22 protein-coding genes are annotated in these 21,360 nt (G+C 65.0%); 17 read left to right on the top strand and 5 right to left on the bottom strand.

Annotated elements, in window-relative coordinates; genetic code table 11:
- Positions 1–199 precede the first annotated feature (199 nt).
- Positions 200–880 (top strand): MBL fold metallo-hydrolase, encoded by a 681-nt coding sequence (locus QRN25_RS08420; protein WP_285018644.1) that lies wholly within the window; start codon positions 200–202, stop codon positions 878–880.
- On the opposite strand, the gene QRN25_RS08415 is transcribed toward QRN25_RS08420, so the two are convergent.
- Positions 877–1,269, bottom strand: coding sequence for an MAPEG family protein (locus QRN25_RS08415; protein ID WP_285018642.1), 393 nt, complete (start codon positions 1,267–1,269; stop codon positions 877–879). The two genes, QRN25_RS08420 and QRN25_RS08415, sit on opposite strands and share 4 nt — an antisense overlap.
- Positions 1,270–1,430: 161 nt before the next feature.
- Here QRN25_RS08415 and rpmF point away from each other — a divergent pair, with 161 nt between their 5' ends.
- The 5 genes from rpmF to QRN25_RS08390 all read left to right on the top strand — a co-directional run bounded on the left by rpmF (position 1,431) and on the right by QRN25_RS08390 (position 4,557).
- Positions 1,431–1,610: a 50S ribosomal protein L32 gene (rpmF, locus tag QRN25_RS08410; protein ID WP_008829420.1), complete on the top strand. Its 180-nt coding sequence runs from the start codon at positions 1,431–1,433 to the stop codon at positions 1,608–1,610.
- A 36-nt stretch (positions 1,611–1,646) separates the two neighbouring features.
- Positions 1,647–2,720: a phosphate acyltransferase PlsX gene (gene plsX / locus QRN25_RS08405; protein ID WP_008829421.1), complete on the top strand. Its 1,074-nt coding sequence runs from the start codon at positions 1,647–1,649 to the stop codon at positions 2,718–2,720.
- Entirely contained in the window at positions 2,720–3,691 is a 972-nt protein-coding gene (locus tag QRN25_RS08400) for a beta-ketoacyl-ACP synthase III (protein ID WP_285018640.1), read from the top strand. Before plsX ends, QRN25_RS08400 begins: the two co-directional genes overlap by 1 nt.
- A 108-nt stretch (positions 3,692–3,799) precedes the next feature.
- Positions 3,800–4,096, top strand: a complete 297-nt coding sequence (locus QRN25_RS08395) for an integration host factor subunit alpha (RefSeq protein ID WP_008829423.1) — start codon at positions 3,800–3,802, stop codon at positions 4,094–4,096.
- 29 nt (positions 4,097–4,125) lie between these two features.
- Positions 4,126–4,557 (top strand): MerR family transcriptional regulator, encoded by a 432-nt coding sequence (locus QRN25_RS08390; RefSeq protein WP_271183516.1) that lies wholly within the window; start codon positions 4,126–4,128, stop codon positions 4,555–4,557.
- Positions 4,558–4,564: 7 nt separating this feature from the next.
- On the opposite strand, the gene QRN25_RS08385 is transcribed toward QRN25_RS08390, so the two are convergent.
- From QRN25_RS08385 to QRN25_RS08370, 4 genes are read right to left on the bottom strand one after another with little or no spacing between them, the layout of a single operon-like run.
- Positions 4,565–5,341, bottom strand: coding sequence for a hydrolase 1, exosortase A system-associated (locus QRN25_RS08385; RefSeq protein WP_285018637.1), 777 nt, complete (start codon positions 5,339–5,341; stop codon positions 4,565–4,567).
- On the bottom strand, positions 5,338–6,012 hold the full coding sequence (locus QRN25_RS08380; protein ID WP_285018635.1) for a hypothetical protein: 675 nt from the start codon (positions 6,010–6,012) through the stop codon (positions 5,338–5,340). The genes QRN25_RS08385 and QRN25_RS08380 overlap by 4 nt, the downstream gene beginning before the upstream one ends.
- Complete coding sequence (locus QRN25_RS08375) at positions 6,012–6,272, bottom strand: phosphopantetheine-binding protein (RefSeq protein WP_285018633.1); 261 nt, start codon at positions 6,270–6,272, stop codon at positions 6,012–6,014. Before QRN25_RS08375 ends, QRN25_RS08380 begins: the two co-directional genes overlap by 1 nt.
- A 36-nt stretch (positions 6,273–6,308) precedes the next feature.
- Positions 6,309–7,424: a GNAT family N-acetyltransferase gene (locus QRN25_RS08370; RefSeq protein WP_285018631.1), complete on the bottom strand. Its 1,116-nt coding sequence runs from the start codon at positions 7,422–7,424 to the stop codon at positions 6,309–6,311.
- Between QRN25_RS08370 and QRN25_RS08365 the strand changes: the two genes are divergently transcribed.
- From QRN25_RS08365 to xrtA, 11 genes are all read left to right on the top strand, one after another.
- Complete coding sequence (locus QRN25_RS08365; protein WP_285018629.1) at positions 7,383–8,936, top strand: acyl-CoA ligase (AMP-forming), exosortase A system-associated; 1,554 nt, start codon at positions 7,383–7,385, stop codon at positions 8,934–8,936. The genes QRN25_RS08370 and QRN25_RS08365 overlap by 42 nt on opposite strands.
- Positions 8,933–10,159: a pyridoxal-dependent decarboxylase, exosortase A system-associated gene (locus QRN25_RS08360; protein WP_271183511.1), complete on the top strand. Its 1,227-nt coding sequence runs from the start codon at positions 8,933–8,935 to the stop codon at positions 10,157–10,159. Before QRN25_RS08365 ends, QRN25_RS08360 begins: the two co-directional genes overlap by 4 nt.
- 174 nt (positions 10,160–10,333) lie before the next feature.
- Positions 10,334–10,978, top strand: coding sequence for an XrtA/PEP-CTERM system exopolysaccharide export protein (locus QRN25_RS08355; RefSeq protein ID WP_271183510.1), 645 nt, complete (start codon positions 10,334–10,336; stop codon positions 10,976–10,978).
- Position 10,979: 1 nt separating this feature from the next.
- The gene (locus tag QRN25_RS08350) at positions 10,980–12,503 is read left to right on the top strand and encodes an XrtA system polysaccharide chain length determinant (RefSeq protein ID WP_285018626.1); all 1,524 of its coding nucleotides are present in this window, start codon (positions 10,980–10,982) and stop codon (positions 12,501–12,503) included.
- Positions 12,504–12,513: 10 nt separating this feature from the next.
- Positions 12,514–13,509: a P-loop NTPase family protein gene (locus tag QRN25_RS08345; protein WP_285018624.1), complete on the top strand. Its 996-nt coding sequence runs from the start codon at positions 12,514–12,516 to the stop codon at positions 13,507–13,509.
- Entirely contained in the window at positions 13,506–15,257 is a 1,752-nt protein-coding gene (locus QRN25_RS08340) for a preprotein translocase subunit YajC (protein WP_285018622.1), read from the top strand. Before QRN25_RS08345 ends, QRN25_RS08340 begins: the two co-directional genes overlap by 4 nt.
- A 13-nt stretch (positions 15,258–15,270) precedes the next feature.
- Positions 15,271–16,590: an XrtA/PEP-CTERM system-associated ATPase gene (locus QRN25_RS08335; protein WP_285018620.1), complete on the top strand. Its 1,320-nt coding sequence runs from the start codon at positions 15,271–15,273 to the stop codon at positions 16,588–16,590.
- A 15-nt stretch (positions 16,591–16,605) separates the two neighbouring features.
- Positions 16,606–17,478 (top strand): XrtA system polysaccharide deacetylase, encoded by an 873-nt coding sequence (locus QRN25_RS08330; protein ID WP_285018618.1) that lies wholly within the window; start codon positions 16,606–16,608, stop codon positions 17,476–17,478.
- Complete coding sequence (locus QRN25_RS08325) at positions 17,475–18,551, top strand: FemAB family XrtA/PEP-CTERM system-associated protein (protein WP_285018615.1); 1,077 nt, start codon at positions 17,475–17,477, stop codon at positions 18,549–18,551. The genes QRN25_RS08330 and QRN25_RS08325 overlap by 4 nt, the downstream gene beginning before the upstream one ends.
- Positions 18,551–19,801: a TIGR03087 family PEP-CTERM/XrtA system glycosyltransferase gene (locus tag QRN25_RS08320; protein WP_285018613.1), complete on the top strand. Its 1,251-nt coding sequence runs from the start codon at positions 18,551–18,553 to the stop codon at positions 19,799–19,801. The genes QRN25_RS08325 and QRN25_RS08320 overlap by 1 nt, the downstream gene beginning before the upstream one ends.
- Positions 19,791–21,353 carry an exosortase A gene (gene xrtA / locus QRN25_RS08315; RefSeq protein ID WP_285018611.1) on the top strand — a complete coding sequence of 521 codons (1,563 nt, stop codon included), beginning with the start codon at positions 19,791–19,793 and terminating at the stop codon, positions 21,351–21,353. The genes QRN25_RS08320 and xrtA overlap by 11 nt, the downstream gene beginning before the upstream one ends.
- Positions 21,354–21,360: the final 7 nt, after the last annotated feature.

Genomic DNA, 21,360 nt, shown 5'->3' with positions numbered 1-21,360 from the left:
GGATAGGCGCCGGTCCGTCCGGCGTAACCCCCGTTTCCTGCTTACTCCGAGGGCGAGCCAACTTCACCGCACGAACATACGGCCTAGTGTATCCTTGATGGGAGGTCGGGTGGGGGCGTGGGCCGGTGCCGAATCCGCCTGAAGCGGACAAACTTCAGCCCGGTTGCATTCGCGGCGCTCTGCGGCCATTTCCAAGGGCATGACCCAAGGCACCGAACAACATATGCGCGTGGGGATCATTCCCGTCACGCCCCTCCAGCAGAACTGCTCGCTCCTGTGGTGTACCGCCACGATGAAGGGCGCGCTGGTCGATCCCGGCGGTGACCTGCACAAGCTGAAGCAGGCACTGGAGAAGACCGGGGTGACGCTTGAGAAGATTCTTGTCACGCACGGCCACCTCGACCACTGCGGGCAGGCCGGCGTGCTGGCCAAGGAACTCGGCGTGCCGATCGAGGGGCCGCAGGAGGAAGACCGCTTCTGGATCGCGCAGCTCGATGAAGACGGGCCGCGCTGGAACATGGAGGCGCATACCTTCGAGCCCGACCGCTGGCTCGAAGACGGCGACAAGGTCACCGTAGGCGAACTGGAACTCGACGTCGTTCATTGTCCGGGGCACACGCCCGGCCACGTCATCTTCCATCACGAGCCCAGCAAGTTCGCCATGGTCGGCGACGTGCTGTTCCAGAACGGCATCGGCCGCTGGGACTTCCCGCGCGGCAATCTCGACGATCTGGTGCACTCGATCACACAGAAGCTCTGGCCGCTCGGGGACGACGTTACTTTCGTCCCCGGCCACGGCCCGGTGAGCACGTTCGGACAGGAGCGTCTGACGAATCCCTACGTCAGCGACGAGGCGATCAAACGCGGGCTACCGGTCTAGAATCGCCCCGTCGCGATCAGCACGGCCATCAGTGCGAGTCCCAGCAACGTCAGCACCGAGATGATGAAGCCGGCCGCGCGCAGGGGAGATTTCTCCGCCTTGTCCATCCCGATCCCGTGGGCGATGCGCGCCAGCAGATAGAGTGCGCCGACGATCGCCAGCCATTGCCCGGCTTTGCCGGAAAGCTCGATTGCGGCGACGAGAATCAGCACGAACGGCGCGCTCTCGCCGTAGTTGGCCTGAGCGCGCATGCGGCGCAGAAGCACGGGATTCTCGCCATCGCCGTGCCACACCTTCGCCGCCATGCGCGCCTTGCCGGTACGCACCGCCAGCCAGAAGGCGACGACGGCTGCTGCGGCGGACATGCTGAGGGTGGTCTGCAGAATCATATAGGCGTACTCCCGATTGGTGACGGCTTGATGGTGGAGGGAGTAACGGGTTGCAACTCGCGTGAAATGGGTTATAGGCGCGCCTTCGCAAGCCGCCGTGTCCCTACCCGGTCACCGGCGGCCTTTTTGACAGACACGTATTTGCAGGAACAGGTGCCGAAATGGCTGTCCCTAAAAGAAAGACTTCGCCCTCCCGCCGGGGCATGCGCCGCAGCCATGACGCGCTGAAGGTTGAAGCATTCCACGAATGCGGCAACTGCGGCGAACTGAAGCGCCCGCACAACCTGTGCAATTCTTGCGGCCACTACAACGGTCGTGAAATCGTCGCGGTCGAAGTCTAAGACTTAGATCCTACGACGTATTTCGGAGAAAGCCCCATGAGTTTGCCGCGTATCGCTATCGATGCGATGGGCGGCGACGAGGGCGTGCGCGTCATGATTGAAGGCGCCGCGCTTGCGCGCCGCCGTCATGACCGTTTCAAGTTCCTGCTCGTCGGTGATGAGGTGCGGATCAAGGCCGCGCTCGAAAATCATCCGAACTTGCGGGCCAGCTCCGAAATCCTGCACACCGATGGCGTGATCAGCGGTGAGGACAAGCCCAGCCAGGCGCTTCGCCGGGCCAAGGGCACGTCCATGGGGCGCGCGATCGAAGCGGTGAAGCTCGGCCATGCCGGGGCTGCCGTCAGCGGCGGCAATACCGGCGCGCTGATGGCGATCTCCAAGCTGACGCTGCGCACGATGCCCGGCATCGATCGTCCTGCACTGGCGGCCCTGCTGCCGACGCTGGGCGACAACGACGTCATCATGCTCGACCTCGGTGCCAATACCGAGTGCGACAGCCGTAACCTGGTCCAGTTCGCGATCATGGGCGCGGCTTATTCGCGCGTGGCCACCGGCCGCGCCGAACCGCGTGTGCGTCTGCTCAACATCGGCACCGAAGAGACCAAGGGCACCGAGGAACTGCGCGATGCAGCCGCTGTGCTCAAGGGCGCGGCCGAAAACCTTGCGATGTCCTTCGACGGCTTCACCGAGGCGGACAAGATCTGCCGCGGCGACGTCGATGTGGTCGTCACCGACGGTTTTACCGGCAACGTCGCTCTCAAGGCGGTGGAAGGCACGGCCCGCTTCGTCGCCGACCTGCTGCGCCGCGGCTTCAGCAGTTCGCTGCGCTCCAAGATCGGGTTCCTGATCTCGAAGCCGGCTACCGACCTGCTCAAGCACCACCTCGATCCCAACAATCACAATGGCGCGGTCTTCCTTGGCCTCAACGGCATTGTCGTGAAGAGCCACGGCAGCGCCAATGCTGCAGGCGTGGCCAATGCCGTGGCGGTCACCGCCCGGCTCCTGGAGGAAAACGTGACCGAGCGTATCTCTGCCGACCTGGCCCGTCTGGGAGGGTCGACCTGGCGCATGCCTAAGGGGCTGACCGGCGTACAGGAAGAGCGCGCCTGATGATTCGTTCGGTACTGATCGGAACCGGCTCCGCGCTCCCGCGCAATGCCGTCAGCAATGCCGAACTGGCAGGGCGGGTCGATACCAGCGACGAATGGATCGTCGAACGTACCGGCATCTCCAACCGCCACATCGCCGAGGCCGACGAGACCACCTCCAGCCTCGCCACCGAAGCGGGGCGCAAGGCGATCGAGGCTGCGGGCATCGATGCCGATTCGATCGACCTGATCGTGCTGGCGACTGCCACGCCCGACCAGACGTTCCCCGCCAGCGCCACGATCGTCCAGAGCCGGCTCGGTTGCCGTGCGGGCGGAATCGCCTTCGACGTTGCTGCGGTGTGCTCGGGCTTTCTCTATGCCGTCGGCGTTGCCGATTCGATGCTGCGCACCGGCATGGCCAGGCGTGCGCTGGTCATCGGGGCGGAGACTTTCAGCCGCATTCTCGACTGGGAAGACCGCACGACTTGCGTGCTCTTCGGCGACGGCGCGGGCGCCGTGGTGCTGGAGGCGCAGGAACAGGTGGGTGAAACTCCCCGGGGAATCCTCGCGACCCGGCTTCACGCCGATGGCGCGCACAACCAGTTGCTCTTCGTCGATGGCGGTCCCTCGACCACCGGTACGGTCGGCAAGCTGCGCATGAAAGGCCGCGAGGTTTTCCGCCACGCCGTCGTCAACCTTGCGGAAGTCCTGCGTGAAGTCATTGAAGAGGCTGGCCTTTCCACCTCCGACATCGACTGGCTCGTGCCGCATCAGGCCAATGCGCGCATCCTTGATGCGACGGCCAAGAAGCTCAGTCTGCCGCCCGAAAAGGTGGTGATGACGGTCGGCCAGCATGCGAATACCTCGGCTGCGTCGGTTCCGCTCGCACTCGATGTGGCAGTGCGCGACGGTCGCATCAAGCAGGGCGATCTCGTCATGCTGGAGGCCATGGGTGGCGGATTTACGTGGGGTGCGAGCCTGATTCGCATCTGACAAGCGACTGCACCGCACCGGTTGCGTTCAATATTGGACGCACCGTTGATTTCTTGCCTGTTTCTAATATTATGCGTCACATCGGCGCACTATGGGGATGCGGGATTGATGCGCGCTACGGATACTTTGACAAGGGCTGAGATTGCCGAGGCGATTCATCGCAAGCTGGGCATATCCCGTGCCGAGTCGCTTGCCATGGTGGAAGCGATCCTGCAGCACATGACGACGGCCCTCAGCGATGGCGAGAACGTCAAAATCTCGGGCTTCGGCACTTTCCTGCTGCGCGACAAGGGCGAACGGATAGGCCGCAACCCGAAGACCGGCGTAGAAGTGCCGATCACCCCCCGGCGCGTCATGACCTTTCGTGCCAGCCAGATGCTGAAGGACCGTATCGCCACAGATTGACGGGAAAGTTCCGTCGGGAAAAGGCAGGTATGGACGTTTCAGCACCCGGTGCGCCTGTAAGGGCAGCATTTTTCGAAGATGCCCCGCTTTTCGAAGACGGGAAGGAGCCGCAGGCGCTACGCACGATCGGCGAAGTGGCCAAGGCGCTCGCGATCAGGCCCCATGTGCTAAGGTACTGGGAAGAGCAGTTCGCGTCGCTCCAGCCGATTAAACGTAGCGGAAATCGACGATATTACCGTCCGGAGGACGTTGAGTTGATCCGCGAGATCGATCGGCTTGTCCATCGTGAGGGTTACACCCTGCGCGGCGCAGCCAAGGCGATCAGCGACAAATCGTCACTGGCGGTAGCAAGTATTGCGGCACCCGAAATGAGCAATCGGCAAGAATCATCGGCAGAAGATTTCTTCCGTAGACTTTCGGAGATTCGCGAAGGGCTCGCGGGCGCGCTCATGCGAGCCTGATCATTACTCAGTCCCGCAATATCTCGAGAACCTGACCGAGCAGCCAGTCCTGGGCATCGGGTTCGACATAGCTGTGGCTGGCTTTGCTGCAGATACGGATGCGGTCGTCGGTCTTGTCCCAGTGGGAAAGGAAGGCCAGTCCGGTACGATCGCGTCCCGCGATCAGGAAGCGCACCGACCCTTTGAAGCCTGCGATACCTTGCGCTATTTCGGCAGTCAGCCCGCTCAGTGTCGAAGGCGCGGGGCGGGTGGCGGTAACCAGGCTCCGGGCCAGCTTTGACAGTGAGACCTTGCCGGTCAGCAATCGCTTGATTGCCGCTGGATCAGCGAGACGCCGCCGGTAGTGATCGCGCACGATCTCGGCAGGGGCTTCCTCGTCGGAATTCTCGATGGTCCAGGGGTTTGAAAGCACAAGGCCGTCCAGACCTGCGCCTCCTGCAAGCATCAGGGCACTGGCAGCGTCGCAATTGCCGAAACCGATGACATGCTGAACATGGGGGGCTTGGCTTCGCAGGGCTTCCAGCGCCGCGGCAATATCCGCAGAACTGTGCCTGAATCCAAGATTTTCGCCTTCGCTGTCACCCACGCCGCGTCGGTCGAAGCGCAGGACTGGAAAGCCGTGGTCAGCGATTCGGGCGGCGAAGCGGGCTTGACCGTTCCACGCTCCGGCGCGCACTTCGTTCCCGCCCGAGACGAGCAGAATTGCGCAGTTTCCTTGAGCTTCGTCTAGAGTGGCTGCGAGCCTTTGACCGGCACAGGCGAAAAAGAGGTGCCGTCGCTTCATGCCCGGAGCGCTCCTGTCAGCAGGGTGGCAAGGGCGTCGGCCTGTGCGCCATTCTCATCGGGCTCCGCGCGTAGCCAGAGGCCGCTTCCACCGACTTCATCCTGCCCGATGACAGTGGGGGTTTCGTCCGGGACCATCGGTTCGAAATCGCGGTAGAAGTCGGGACCGATTTCGTAACCGGCGAGGGTTATGCCGCGCGTGACCGCTGCTTCGGCGAGAGCTTCGCGGTTTTCCTCCCGCCCGGCTTCGCGGGATGAGAGGATGCGTGCGCGTAACAACTGGCGCAGGATCGTCGTTGCCTTGACGGGGGCATAGTGGAATGCGGGCAGAGACTTCGGAGTAAACAGGCTGCCGCCGCGCATGCCCAGCACGTGGGTCGCCCTGAAATGCCGGGCAGCGGAGGTCATGGCATCCAGCCAGCCCGCCGGATTCTGAATGACGAGGGGCAGCATGCTCTCGTTGCAACCGGGGAGATCGGGCAAAACGCTGTCGATCCTGGCAAGTTCGAGTCGCCGCATGACCTCTACGGTGAAGCGACGCAGCTTGTTCCCCTCATCGAAGAGGGCGGGTATGATCAGCAGGCGATGATCGCGCCCCGCATCGCAGGACAGCGCGAATTCCTCGCTGGTTCCGCCGCCGGGGAGCGGGCAGGGCCAGCTTGCCGGAACCATCAGGCGCCGCGCTTCGCCTCTACGAACGCGAGCAGGCCGCCGTAAGTCTCCAGCATCTCGCCTTCGATCTCGTCGTCGTCGATGATGATGTCGAGGCGATCCTCGAGTTCAGTCAGAAGACCGGCCACGGCCATCGAATCCAGTTCGGGAAGGTGCCCGAACAGGCCTGTGTCATCATCGAACGTATCGGCCTGACCCGGCTTGAGCCCAAGCACATCCGTCAGGATGCGGCGCAGCAGCAGGTCGGTTTGGTCTGGCATGGCCCCTCGGCAATCTGTCATTCTTGACGGCGCCCTCTAGCCGCGCTTCGCACTTGCGGCAAGTGACCGCAGACCGATCCCGGCAAGAGAAGCCCAATTGCGCGGATCGAAAGGGCGGAACATGTCGAGCCGGTAGCGGGGCCGCTGGGTTTCCATCCAGTCCTGCTTGTAACGATCGTCGCCGGTGCCGAAATCGACGAGATCCACGCGGTCGATTTCGATCACGTGGCGCATCAGCGCCGCCGTCAATACGGAGCCGGGAGAAAGCGGCTTTGCGGCCTCCCGGTGGGCGAGCTTGTGGATGAACGCGGTGCCGCCCTCCACCGTCCACATCTGGGCGGCAATGGCAGGGCCTTCGGGAGCATCGGCAGCATGGGCCAAGGCAAGGCGCAGGCGGCCCGCTGTGCCCTCTGCTTCGGCAAAAGTACGCAGGAACGCGGGCGAGCCTTCCTCGGGCTTCCAACTCTCGGAGTAGATTGCTTCGTACTGTTTCCAGGCTTCGGCGTCGAAGCGGGACAACACCCGGGTCGTGACTTTGCCCGACTTGCGCTTGAGGGTCGTGCGCAGCTTTCCGGGGCGGCCGGCGAGATAGTCCTCGAAACTGCGCTCCATGACCGGAAGCACGCGATTGGTGTCGCAGACTTCGCGTCGAACGAGCCACCCGGTGGCCTTGAATGCTCTGGTGAGGGTGGACATGCTCCCGTCCTCTTCCGGCAATCCGTGAAGCGTCACGCGGTGTGTCCGGCGGCCCAGATCGCGAGCCAGAGCCTGCAGGGGAGCTTCGCCGCTGAGGATCGGTCTGAACCGGAAAGTGTACCAGTTAGCCAGTGCCGAAAGCTGGCCGCGATGCCCGCAGAGCGGAAGAATCGCCACGCCATCAGCTGATTTCGCCACCGCAAGCACTGGCAGGATGCCGCAGTGTTCGACCAAGCCCTGCCACCAGGCCAGTCGATCGAAGGGCGCATGCTGCTGCGCGTCGGAGAGCAGCCGCGCAAGCGCTTCATCCGATTGCACTTCCTTAAGATCGGAGTGATAGTCGATCTGCAAACTCGCCACGTACCCCTCGCGGAGCCTTTCCTTCTCATGCCCGGCCCAACAACGCTCGGCCCAATGTCCGATAGCGCCGAAAATCCGATCCTGCCGCTCGATCACCTCGTGCTGCGAGGGGTCGATTCAGATGACGCGCTAGTGCTGCGCGAAGGCGTGCTTAGCTGGAAGGATTTAAGAAGGCGTGTCTCTCTTCTTGCCGCTTGGCTGGCTCGCGAGGTTCCCGAGCGGGGCGCGCGGGTGGCGACGTGGGCGGCCAAGGGGGAACTCACCTGCCTCATGCCGCTGGCGGCGGCGCGGGCGGGGCTGGTGCATGTTCCGGTCAATCCGCTGCTCAAGCATGCACAGGTCGCGCATATCCTTTCGGATAGCGGTGCTGTGCTGCTGATCGGAACGCCGGCCCGGCTCAAGACGCTGGAAGCGGACGACGTTCCCGCGCATTGTCGGCAGTTGGGGGAGGCAGAGGCACTTTCGACTGCGGCCGAACTCGACGGTGATATGCTACCTTCCGAGGCTGATCCCGACGACCTGGCCGCAATTCTGTACACCAGCGGATCCACGGGGCGCCCGAAGGGGGTCATGCTGAGCCACGCGAACATGTGGCTCGGGGCCGAAAGTGTCGCGGACTACCTAGGTCTGGCGCGGGACGACCGGACCTTGGCGGTGTTGCCGCTTTCGTTCGATTACGGGCAGAACCAGTTGCTTTCGACTTGGCATGCGGGGGGCTGTGTAGTCCCGCTCGACTATCTGATGCCGCGCGATCTGGTGAAGGCGGTGGAGAAGCATGCCATCACGACACTGGCGGCCGTGCCCCCGCTCTGGGTGCAGGTCACCGAAATGGAATGGCCGGTGCAAACGGCATCGCGCCTGCGGCGCCTAACCAACAGCGGCGGCGCCTTGACCGTGGACCTCGTTCGGCGACTCAGGGCGCTGTTCCCCCAAGCTCGGCTGTTCCCGATGTACGGCCTGACCGAAGCTTTTCGCTCGACATATCTAGACCCCGATCTCGTCGATACGCATCCCACGTCCATGGGCATGGCCATTCCCCACGCAGAAATACTTGTTATCAATGACTTGAATACTGTATCTCAGGATGGAGAAGAGGGGGAATTGGTCCATTGCGGACCACTGGTGGCGCAAGGATACTGGCAGGATCCGGCGCGCACCGCCGAACGCTACAGACCGGCGCCTGCCGCCTCGCGATATGGCGGGATCGCCGTCTGGTCTGGGGACCGCGTGAAGCGCGAGCCGGACGGTTTGCTGTATTTCGTCGGTCGCCGCGATGCGATGATCAAGAGCGCAGGCAATCGCATTTCGCCTCAGGAGGTCGAGGACGCCGCGCTTGCGACCGGGCTTGTCGCTGAGGCGGTCGCTCTGGGCGTGCCGGACGAACGACTGGGGCAGGCCGTTCATCTGGTGGTCCGGGCCTCGCCGGAAACTTCAGACGCAGTCGAAGAACTGCCACGTAAACTCATGCAGGAACTTCCGAATTTCATGCATCCCAAAGTGATTCACTGGCGTGAAACGATGCCGGTCAGCCCGAATGGAAAGCTCGATCGTACCGGTCTTGCCACCGAGATCGTGCATGGGATCGAGCAAGGGGGGGCAGCCGCATGAAGCCGCTGGGGCCGATTCCGGTCGGGTACGAAGCCATCGGCGGCACGCTTGCTATCGGTGGCCGACCCGTGACGCATTGGGTCGAGGAAGCGGCGTCGACGCCATTGTTTCTCTATAGCAGCGACCTCATCCGTGGACGTGTGGCCGCGTTGCGCTCGTCGCTGCCTGGGCGTGTCGCTCTCCACTACGCAGTCAAGGCCAACCCGTTCCCGCCGCTGTTGGCGCTGATGGCCGGGCTGGTCGACGGGTTCGACATTGCATCGGGAGGGGAGCTCGAAATCGTCCGCGATGCGGGCCTCCCTTTGCATCACGTCAGTTTTGCCGGGCCGGGCAAACGCGACGCCGAACTGGAAACGGCGATCCTCTCCGGCGTGACGCTCAATCTGGAATCCGAGGGCGAAGCAGTCCGCGCCATCGCCATCGGTGATCGGCTGGGCATCGCTCCCCGTCTCGCCATTCGCGTGAACCCGGAGTTCGATCTCAAGGGATCGGGAATGAAGATGGGCGGCGGCGCCAAACCGTTCGGTGTCGATGCCGAACGGGTGCCTGCGCTGGTGCGCGAGGTCGTCGCCAGTGGTGCGGAATGGCGCGGGTTTCATATTTTCGCGGGAAGTCAGGCGCTCGATGCCGAGGCGATCGCCGAGACGCAGGGCCAGGCGCTGGCGCTGGCGGCTCGGCTCGCCGAAGACAGTGGAACGCCACTCCCGCACTGCAATCTGGGTGGCGGGCTCGGTATTCCCTATTTCCCAGGGGACACGCCGCTTGATCTTTCGCTCCTCGGCGAGCGCTTGGCTGCGCGACTGGAGACACTTCCCGAGGTGCTGCGGGACACGCAGTTCTGCATCGAACTGGGGCGCTATCTCGTCGGTGAAGCTGGCGTCTATATCGCGCGTATTGTCGATCGCAAGATCAGCCACGGCGAAGTCTTTCTCATCACCGATGGCGGGCTGCATCATCAGCTTGCGGCTTCGGGCAATTTCGGGACCGTGGTGCGGCGCAATTACCCTTCGGCGATCGCCACCCGTTTCGGCGCGGAAGTGGAGGAGGAAGCCTCGATCGTCGGATGCCTCTGCACGCCGCTCGACAAGCTGGCGGACAAAGGCGGTTTCCCTCGCGCCGAAGTGGACGACCTGATCGCGGTGTTTTGCGCCGGGGCCTATGGTGCCAGCGCCAGTCCGGCCAGCTTCCTCGGCCAGGGCCCCGCGAAAGAAATGCTGGTCTGACCTTGCGTTAACGCCTGAATCGCTCGCGTCCCGATTTGGGACCGCCGTGGAATTAGCCTTGCAAGGCTAACGCAATATTCACCGTTTGCATCGATACGGGGGACTGAATTTTGCCGGGCCTGACTTGCGCGCATGGCGTGCGAAGCGGGCCGGGCGCAGGACGAGGACGTTTTGATGCCGCATCTTCCAGCCCGACTTCTGGCCGCTACCGCGCTTGCCAGCGTCGCCCTGACCGGATGCGGCGCCTCCGGCGGCCCTGCCCGGGAATTGCCGCCCGCGTCTTTCGTGTCGATGCAGGAAGGGCCGGGTGAGGAATACGTCATCGGTCCGCTCGATCAGTTGACCGTCTTCGTCTGGCGCAACCCCGAACTCGGCGCGAAAGTGCAGGTTCGCCCCGATGGCCGCATCACCACGCCGCTGATCACCGACATGCCCGCCGTGGGCAAGACGCCTTCGATGCTGGCCGAGGACCTGCGCCTTCAGCTGTCGCAATACATCGAGGACCCGCTGGTTTCGGTCATCGTCGATGGGTTCTCAGGCACGTTCAGTCAGCAGATCCGCATCGTCGGCGCCACCGAAAAGCCTGCGTCGATCCCGTACCGCGCGAACATGACCGTGCTGGACGCGATGATCGCGGTGGGGGGGCTTTCCGAATATGCCTCGGGCAACAGCGCGCGCCTGATCCGCTTCGACAAGACGGCGGGCAAGCAGCAGGAATACAAACTGCGCCTCGGCGACCTGCTCAAGAAGGGCGACAGCAAGGCCAACGTCATGCTGTCTCCCGGTGACGTGATCATCATCCCGGAAAGCATGTTCTAAGATGGATTCGCTCTACGAAGAACTGCTCGCCGGACTGCACAGCATCTGGCATCGTCGCTGGATCGCGCTGGCCGTGGCCTGGGCGGTCTGCCTTGCGGGCTGGCTGGTCGTGGCGCTGATCCCGAACAGCTACGAATCGCACGCGCGCATCTTTATCCAGCTCGACGACGCCCTGGCTGAGCAGGTCGGCATCGGCGTGGCGGACAAGAAGCGCGACATCGAGCGAATTCGCCAGACCCTCACCAGCGCCGTGAACCTCGAGAAGGTCGTTCGGGCGACGCGCCTCGGCGACACCATCGAGAACCCCAAGGCGATGGAAGCGGCGGTCCTCAAGCTGGGCAAGAACGTCAAGGTCGTGAGCCAGGAGGACAACCTCTTCGAGATCACCGCGACCGCCAACGACAGTTCCTTCTCTGATGCCGAGAACGCCAAGCTGGCGCAGAGTGTGGCACAGAAGCTGATCGACATCTTCCGTGAGGAGAACCTCTCCGGCAATCGCGGTGACATGGTCGAGACGCTGGAGTTCGTGAACCAGCAATTGCGTACGCGCGAGCGCGAGCTGGAATCGGCCGAGAGCAAGCGCACCGCCTTCGAAGCGCAGCACCCGGAAATGGCGCTGGGTGGCGCGGCCGTGGCGCAGCGTCTGGAAACTTCGCGCGCGACGCTGCGCGATATCGATGCCGACCTTTCGGCGGCGCAGAGCGCGCTGGCGGCGATCGACGGGCAACTTGCAGGCACGCCGCGCACGATCTCTGGCGGCGCGGCGGATGGCGGGGCGCAGTCCTCGCTCGCCCGCGCACAGGCTGATCTCGCGGCGATGCGAGCGCGCGGCCTTACCGAGAATCACCCGGACGTGATCGCGGCCAAGAACCAGGTTGCGGCGCTGCGTGCGCCTGCGGCTCAGGAAGCGGCGAGCGGCGGCGGCACGATGAATCCGGCCTATTCCTCGCTCCAGTCGATCCGCGCCGAGCGGCAGGCGAGCGTACAGGCTTTGCAGTCGCGCAAGGCGGCCACGCAGTCCGATCTTGCCTCGCTGACTGCCTCCGCGATCTCCGATCCCGAACTCGCGACCCAGGCCCAGCGCATCAATCGTGACTACGACGTGCTTCGCCAGCAGTACGACAAGCTTCTCCAGGACCGCGAGGAACTGCGCCTGCGCGGCGAAGTGAAGACCGAGCGCGAAGCGGTGAAGTTCCAGGTCGTCGATCCGCCGACGAGCCCGCGTACGCCGGTCGCGCCGAACCGTCCGGTGCTGCTGCTGGGCGTGCTGATCGTGGGCTTCGCGGGTGGGTGCGCCGGCGCCTTCGCCTTGAGCCGGGTGCGTTCGGTCTTCGCAACCACCGCGGGGCTGGAGAAGGCGACCGGCCTGCCGGTGCTGGGCGCCATCTCGCACAGCCTGACGGACCGGGCACGCGCGCTCCGGGCCAAGCGCCTCAAGTATTTCTATGCCGGGACCGCCGCGCTCTGCGGACTGTTCGTGGTGCTGCTTGCCGCCGAATTCATTCAGCGTGGCATGGTGGCGTGAGGGGACTGACATGACCGATCATCGCAAGATCCCCGTTCCCAACCAGCCTGATGAACCGGAGGGCGAATCGCTGTTCGAGCGCGCCAATGGCCGGTTCGACTTCAACACGCTGATTGCGAAGCCTGTGGCGTTCCCGGAGCGGTCCGCCAGGCGTGCGCCTGCAAGGCCAGAGCCCGTTTCCGCTCGACCCGCACACGCGCCTGCAGCCGTGGTTCCGGCTCCGGCGCCTCAGCCCGCCGCAGAACCGGCGCCTGAGCCCGCACGCTTCAGCGATACCGTGCATCCCGTCGATCGCGAGCACCTGCGCGAGCAGGGCCTGATCGTGCCCGAAGGCGCGGTCACCGAGCTTCTGGAGGAGTTTCGCATCATCAAGCGCCAGCTGCTGGTTCAGGCTGCAGACCTGCGCCGCCAGAAGGCGGGGCCGATGGCACAGCGCGTGCTGATCTCCTCGCCGCATCCGGGCGAGGGCAAGACTTACTGCGCTCTCAATCTCGCGCTGTCGATCGCGGCGGAGAAGGAGAGCGAAGTCCTGCTCGTCGATGCCGACTTCGCCAAGCCTTCGATCCTCTCCGCGCTCGGCCTTCCGGGCGGTCCGGGGCTGATGGACGCGCTGATGGACGAGACGATCGACGTTGCGACTTGCGTGCTCGGCACCGACATTCCCGGGCTCTGGGTGCTCCCCGCGGGAGATACGACGGCGCACGACAGCGAGTACCTGTCCAGTTCACGCACCGCCCGTATCCTCGACCGGCTGACGCAGGGTGCGGCGAACCGCATGGTGATATTCGACTCGCCTCCTGCGCTGGCGGCTTCGCCTGCGGCCGAACTCGCCAAGTACGTTGGCCAGACGGTCGTGATCGCGCGCGCCGACAAGACCGGGCGAGGGTCGCTGGACGACGCGATCTCGCTGCTGGGTGCATGCCCTAACGTGCAACTGCTGCTCAACGCGGCCCAGTTCAGCCCGAGCGGTCGCCGCTTCGGCTCCTATTATGGATACAAGGGATGACCCGCATGAAGCAGGCATCTGGCATGGTGGCGCTGGCGGCGCTCGCCTTTGCGCTGCCGGTGGCGGCTCATGCCCAGTCGACCGGCTACGGTAGCGGCATGGGTAGCGCCGGTTCCGGCATGGGCGGCGATAGTGCATCCGATGCGACCTCCGGCAAGTCCGATCGCGCGTCGCGGCGCGGTGCGAAGGGGCAGACCAAAGGTCAAGGCGGCAAGCGCATCGACATCGCACCTTACATCGAGGTCGACCAGATCGTCACCGCCGAACTTTCGCCCGGTAGCGACGTGCTGACTTACACCCAGGTCGCGGTCGGCGTGGATGCCTCGATACAGGGACGCAACAATGGCGCTTCGGCCTCGGTGCGCTACCAGCGCCAGTTCGGCTGGGGCAAGAAGGCGGGCGACGGGGATGTGATCAGCGGCCTCGTGCGCGGCTACACAACTATCGCGCCGGGCGTTACCTTGGAGGCTGGAGCACTCGCTTCTCAGGTCAATGTCGAGAACGGTGGCTCCGCGCTTGCCGCAGGACCGCTCTCGGGCAACGGCAAGTCCACAGTCTATTCGGTCTATGCCGGCCCCTCCGTGACCCAGCGGATCGGCGACCTCGACGTGGGCGCCAACTACCGCGCCGGTTTCACCAAGGTCGAGCAGTCGAACGCTTCGCGTGACCTCCAGACCGGTGCAGCGGCCGACGTCTTCGACAAGAGCGTCGTCCAGTCTGCGGACGTGCAGGCGGGCTTCGCGCCGGGCACAGTGCTGCCGGTCGGCGTGGGCGTCGGCGGCAGCTTCTATCAGGAGGATATCTCCAACCTCGACCAGCGGGCCCGCGACATGCAGGCCCGGGCGATGGTCACCGTGCCGGTCAGCCGCACCGTTCAGGTGGTTGGCGCAATCGGCTATGAGGACTTGGAGATTTCCAGCCGCGATGCCGTTCGCGACGCCGATGGAGCGCCGGTGATCGGTTCCGACGGCCGCTATGTCACCGACAAGTCCTCTCCGCGCGAGATGGCCTACGACGTCAGCGGCCTCATCTGGGATGCCGCCGTGATGTGGCGCCCGAGCCGTCGCACTTCGCTGTCGGCGCATATCGGCCGTCGCTATGGTTCGACCAGCTTCGGCGGCACGCTGGCTTATGCGCCAAGCGATCGCAGCCAGTTCAACGTTGCGGTCTACGACAACGTCTCGGGCTTTGGCGGGCAGGTCAACCGCGCGCTCGATCAGCTGCCGGACGATTTCGAGGTCGTACGCGATCCCATCACCGGGGAACTGCGCGGCTGCGTCGCCTCGCTGGAGGGCGGTAACTGCCTGTCCAGCGTCCTAGGCTCGGTCCGCTCGTCTACTTTCCGGGCGCGCGGCGTGGCGGCGAACTATTCAATGAAGTTCGGCCGCCTGAGCGCAGGGATCGGCGCGGGCTACGACCGCCGCAAATACATCGCCGCGCAGAATACCGTCCTCGCCTCCGCCAATGGTGTGCTGGATGAGAACTGGTGGCTGGTGGCCTACATCGGCGGTGATCTGGGCCGCGACGCGGGCTGGTCGGCCAACGTCTACGCCAACTGGGTCAGCAGCAACGATCCGCTGACCGGCGACGTTGCCGGCTACGGGGCTTCGGCCAGCTACTACAAGATGTTCGCGCCGCGCCTGCGTGGTACGCTTGCGATCGGCATTGACGGGGCGAAGAACGACACGCCCTCCATCGACGACCTGTGGACCGCTTCGGCGCTCGCGGGTCTGCGCTATACCTTCTGAGGAGAGAAACCCGATGTTCGACGACTTCTACGGGCTCGACGCCAGGCCTTTCCAGCTTACTCCCGATCCGGCGTTCTATTTCGAGAGCAGCACGCATCGCAAGGCGCTGTCCTACCTCGGCTACGGTCTTGCCCAGGGCGAGGGCTTCGTGGTCATCACCGGCGAGGTCGGCGCGGGCAAGTCCACACTCGTCGCCTACCTGATGGCGACCATCGATCCGGCGCGCATGACGGCCGCCAACGTGGTGACCAGCGCGCTCGACGGCGAGGAGATCGTCCACGTCGTCGCGCAGTCGTTCGGGCTGCCGGTCATGGGGCATGACAAGGCATCCGCGCTCGGCACGCTGGAAGCGTTCTTCCACGACGAGGCGCGTGCAGGACGCCGCTGCCTGCTGATCGTCGACGAGGCGCAGAACCTTTCGGTCAGCGCGCTGGAAGAGCTGCGCATGCTCTCCAACTTCCAGCTCGGCTCGCACCCGCTGCTGCAGACGCTGCTGCTCGGCCAGCCCGAGTTCCGCGAGACCTTGCTCGAGAGCAACCAGCTCGAACAGCTGCGTCAGCGCGTTATCGCGACGCACCATCTCGGCCCGATGCACGTGCGCGAGGTCCAGCCTTACGTCGAGCACCGCCTCGGCTGCGTCGGCTGGAAGGGCAACCCGAGCTTCGATGCGGCGCTGTTCCCGGCGATCCATGAGGCGACCGGCGGTATCCCCCGCCGCATCAACCAGATCGTCAACCGTTTGCTCCTGCTGGGTGCGGTGGACCGCCGAGAGCACCTCGACGCCGCGATGCTCGAGCAGGTGCTTGACGAGATGAACGACGACGGCGCGCTGGCAGTGGTCACCAAGGTCGCGGAGCCTGAAGTTGCCGCTGCGCAACCGGTGGAAGCCGCGGCTTTCGCAAGTGCGCCGGTGCAGGCGATCGATACCTCCGTTGTCATGGCGCTGATCGAGTCGGCACTCGCCGATCGCGAGGCGCTGGATACGGAAGGCGCGACCGCGCTCATCGAGGCGGCGCTCGCTCATCGCGACATGCTCGACACCGCCGGCGCCAATGCGCTGATCGAGGCTGCCATGGCCGGGCGCGACACGCAGATTGGTGAGTTGCACTCGGCGATCGCACAACTCACCGCTGCTGCCGAAGAGCGCGAAGCCTCGGCACGGCAGGCGCAGGGCGAGCAGTTCGGGGCGCTTGAGCAGCAACTGGCGGATGCCATCGCCCGCTCGGACAAGCTCGAGGCGCGCCTCGGCGAGACCGAGCGCACGCTGCGTCACACGCTGACCATGCTGATCGAGTGGATCGAGAGCGGCGACGGCCAGCGCAACGTCGCCTGAGGGAGTTTCTACCCCATGTCGGTGCCGATCAACGGCCTTTCGGTCGATGTCGAGGACTGGTTCCAGGTCGGCGCCTTCGAGAAGGTGATCGACCGGGAGAACTGGAACTCGCTGGCCACGCGCGTCGAGCGTAACTGCGACGAAATCCTGCGGCTTTTCGCCGACGCGGGGGTGAAGGGCACGTTCTTCACCCTCGGCTGGGTGGCGGAACGGAATCCCGCCTTGATGTGGCGGATCGCCGAAGAAGGCCACGAGGTCGCCAGCCATGGCTGGGATCACGAGCGCGTGTTCCGTCTCGGCAGGAAGGCCTTCGCCGCCGACATCGACCGTGCCCGCAAGGTGATCGAGGACGCCTCGGGCCAGACGGTCAAAGGCTACCGCGCGCCCAGCTTCTCGATCGATGCCCGTACGCCCTGGGCCTTCGAGGTGCTGGCGGAGCAGGGCTATGCCTATAGCTCCAGCGTGGCTCCGATCGCGCATGACCATTATGGCTGGCGGGAAGCTCCGCGCTTTGCCTTCCGGCCGATCGCCGATGCCGAACTGATCGAGATCCCGGTCACGACCGCCCGGTTCGCCGGACGGCGGCTGGCGGCTGGCGGCGGCGGCTTCTTTCGGGTGCTTCCTTACGGGTTCTCGCGCTGGGCGATCCGGCAGGTGAACCGCGATGATCGGCGCCCGGCGGTGTTCTACTTCCACCCGTGGGAGATCGATCCCGGCCAGCCCCGCGTCGAAGGGGCGCCGCTGCGCTCGCGTTTCCGGCACTACACGAACCTGTCGGTGATGGCCGACAAGCTGGAGCGACTGGTCGGCGAATTCCGCTGGGGCCGCATGGACGAACTGGCCGCGCGCGAAGCCTTGCGCGCCGAACCGCTGGCCTTCGCTGCATGAACGCGCCCTTCGTGCCACTGACCGCGCAAGTCCGTCTCGTCGATCTGACCGACCCGGGCGAGGTCGCGCGCCTTCAAGGCTTCGTGGCGCGCCATCCGCAGGGGACGCCGTTCCATCGCCCCGCATGGTTCGTCTCGGTGGCAAAGGCGACCGGCAACCGCGCGCTGGCGCTCGTTCAGGAGAAGGGGGGCGAGATCGTTGCTTTCCTGCCGCTCGATGCCATTCATTCGCCGGTATTCGGCCGACTGCTGGCCTCGACCGGGTTCGCGGTCGGCGGCGGGCTGCTGGCGACCGGGGACGCCGATACCACCGCCGTATTCGCCGCCGTTGAGGAACTGGCACTGCGCCTCACCTGCCCGACGATCGAACTTCGCGGCGGGGTACTTCCTCCGGCGGGCGAAGGCTGGGCACTCAAGACCCGTTCACACGCCAACTTCGCCCGCCCGCTCGCGGCTGACGACGAAGCGCAACTGCTGGACATCCCGCGCAAGCAGCGCGCCGAAGTGCGCCGCTCGCTGGGCATGGACCTGACGATCGAGATAGGCACTGCGGAAGCGGATCGCGCCGCGCATTACGCCGTGTTCTGCGAAAGCTATCGCAACCTCGGCACGCCGGTCTTTCCCCGAGCGCTGCTCGATGCGGTCATCGATGGTTTCGGCGACGATGCGGACATTCTCACGGTGCGGCATCAGGGCGTGCCGGTGGCGAGCGTCATCAGCGTCTATCATCAGGGCGCCGTCATGCCGTATTGGGGCGGCGGAACCTGGGACGCCCGGCGCCTCAGAGGCAACGACCGGATGTACTACGAACTCATGCTCCACGCCCGGCGGCGCGGCTGCACGGTATTCGACTTCGGCCGCTCGAAGACGGACAGCGGGGCCTATAATTTCAAGCGCAACTGGGGCTTCGAGCCAGAGCCGCTGACGTATGCGACCTGGACGGCTCCCGGCATTGCCAGGCGCGATGCCGACCCGACGAGCGGCAAGCTCTCGCTGCAGATCAAGCTGTGGCAGCGGCTGCCTCTGGCAGTGGCCAATCGCCTCGGCCCCCTGATTGCACGCGGTATCGGTTAATGGGTGAAATTCTGTTCCTGGCGCACCGCATCCCGTTTCCCCCGGATCGCGGTGACAAGATACGCTCCCATCACGTGCTCAAGGCGCTTGCCGCACTGGCTCCGGTGCACGTGGCCACATTCTGCGACGACGAGCAGGACCGTGCGTTCGAGCCGGACCTGGCCAACCTTGCCGCAAGCTATCGCCTGGTCGAGCGGTCCAAGTCGCTGCCGGTCGCCGGAGTGCAGGCACTGGCCAGCGGTCGGCCGATCAGCCTCACCGCGTTTTACGACAAGCAGCTCGAAGCCTATGTGCGCGACCTGCTTGCCGAGCGGGACATCGATACCGTCTACGTTTTCTCCGGCCAGATGGCCCAGTACGTGCCCGGCGAATTCCGTGGCCGCGTCGTTGCCGACCTGGTGGACGTCGACTCCGCCAAGTTCGAAGCCTACGCCGCGAAAGGACGTGGCTTTCGATCATGGATGGAGCGGCGAGAAGGCCGCCTTCTGCGCCAGGAAGAGGCGAGGATATGCGCAGGTGCCTCCGTCACGTTGCTGATAAGCGGCGCCGAAGTGGGCCTCCTGCGTTCGCGCCTCGCCAGTGATAGCCATGGAGAGCGTTACGGCGAGCATGGCCGCGTGCGGGCAATGGGCAATGGCCTTGACGCCGCATATTTCGACCCCGGCGCAGTAAGCCCGGAACCGCGCATGATAGAGAAGGGCGCGCCGCGCATCGTCTTCACCGGACAGATGGACTACGCGCCCAACATCGAGGCCGCCACGCGCGCCATCGATCGCGTGTTGCCCCTCGTGCGCCAGACCTGTCCCGACGCCACGCTGCATATCGTAGGGCGCAATCCGCCACCGGTTCTGCGGGACCGCTCGGGACGGGATGGCATCCAAGTCTGGGGCAGGGTGGATGACATCCGGCCGTGGCTCACCGCTGCGGATGTCGCCCTGGTGCCGCTCGAAATCGCGCGCGGTGTGCAGAACAAGGTACTTGAAGCGATGGCGATGGGCTTGCCCGTAGTTCTTTCCCCTGGCGCGGCGATCGGCATCGACGCGCTCGACGGGCGTGATTTCGCGATACGTGACGGCGATGCCGCGATGGCACAAGCCGTCCTCGACCTCGCGCGCGCGCCAGAGGCCGCGAAACTGATGGGTGCTGCTGCCCGGACGTGGATCGTCGGCAATGCCAGCTGGGAGGCCGCACTGGCGCGCCTTCCCGAATATCTCGGAACGATGAGCGAGGCGCTTACGGATGTCGCCTGAGCTGGCCGCATCCATTGCGGGGCCCGCCCGTGCGTGGCGCGCTCTTTCGCCGCAATGGCGCGGCGCTCTCCCGCGCCTCGGCGCGGCATGGCTGGTGCTGCTGGCCGGCTTTGCGGGAGACTGGGCGGCGATGGCGCGGCAGTGGTGGGACATTTCCACCTACAACCATGTCCTGCTGATCCCTGTGATCCTCGGCTGGCTAGTCTGGCAGCGCTGGCCACAGTTGGAGCAGCTTACGCCCCTGGCCTGGTGGCCGGGCCTGGCCTTGCTTTCGGGCGCGGCGTTCCTGTGGTTGCTAGGGGCAATGTCGGGGCTGGACCTTGCCCGGCAGGCGGGAGTCGTGGCCATGCTGGGGGCATGCGTCCCCTTGATCCTTGGTGTCAGAATCAGCGTGGCGCTGGTGTTCCCACTCGGCTATCTTGTGTTCTTGGTCCCCGTCGGTGAGGAACTGGTAAACGTCCTGCAGACGATTACCGCCGAGATCACAATCGCCCTGACGCACCTCAGCGGCATTCCCGCCGAGATCGACGGTGTCTTCATCAATACGCCGGCCGGTCTCTTCGAGGTCGCTGAAGCCTGTTCGGGCGTGAAGTTCCTCATTGCCATGGCCGCATTCGGCGTTCTTGCGGCCAATGTCTGCTTTCTGAGCTGGCGCCGCCGTACGGCGATGCTGCTGGCCTGCGTGGCCGTACCTATCCTGGCGAATGGCGTTCGTGCCTGGGGTACGATCTATGCCGCCCAGATTTTCGGTATCGAGGCGGCGGCGGGCTTCGACCATATCGTCTACGGCTGGTTCTTCTTCGCGATCGTGCTGGCGCTGGTGATCGCGTGCGCCTGGCGATTTTTCGATCGGCCCCTGAATGCTCCGGTGATCGACCTTGTCGCCATTGAGAATGCCTCCTGGCTGGGTCGTCTGGAGGGCTTCGCCTTTCCCGGCACTGCAGCGTTGGTCGGGTTCGCGCTCGTGCTGGGCGCGGCGCGGTGCTGGGCGCTTGCGGCGGATACTATCGCCGCGCCGATGCCCGCGCGCATCGACCTGCCTGTAGTCGAGGGATGGACCCGCGTGGACTACGCGCCGGCGATCTGGTGGGAACCGCGCGCTCAAGGTTCCGATCATCGCCTCCTCGGGCGCTACCGCGATGCCAGGGGGCATCAGGTCGATGTCTTCGTCGCGCTCTATGCCAGTCAGGGAGAAGGGCGCGAGGCCGGCGGTTTCGGCCAGGGCGCGCTAGTCCCCGCCAGCGCCTGGGCGTGGCAGGCACCCGGGCCCTCTCTCGAAGGTGGAAAGGGCGAACGCCTCCTCGGCAACGGCAGTGTCGAGCGGTTGGCCATGACGTGGTATCGTCAGGGCGCCCTTTTGAGCGGGAGCAATGCCCGGCTCAAGCTCGCGGTGATCGCCGACCATCTGCTGTTCCGGGCGGAACCCACGACCATGCTGATTCTTTCCGCCGAAGACATTCCGCGTGGCATGGCCGAGCAGTCGATCGCTTCCTTCCGCGCCTCCACCGGATCGCTTGCGCGCTGGATGGACGGTATCGCTCAGGTCAGGTAGGTCGAGC

The organism is Novosphingobium sp. fls2-241-R2A-195 (genome assembly GCF_030209485.1).
GTDB classification, from domain to species: domain Bacteria; phylum Pseudomonadota; class Alphaproteobacteria; order Sphingomonadales; family Sphingomonadaceae; genus Novosphingobium; species Novosphingobium resinovorum.
The sequence above is the reverse complement of the archived record's forward strand: the minus strand, read 5'-3'. Positions and strand labels throughout refer to the sequence as shown.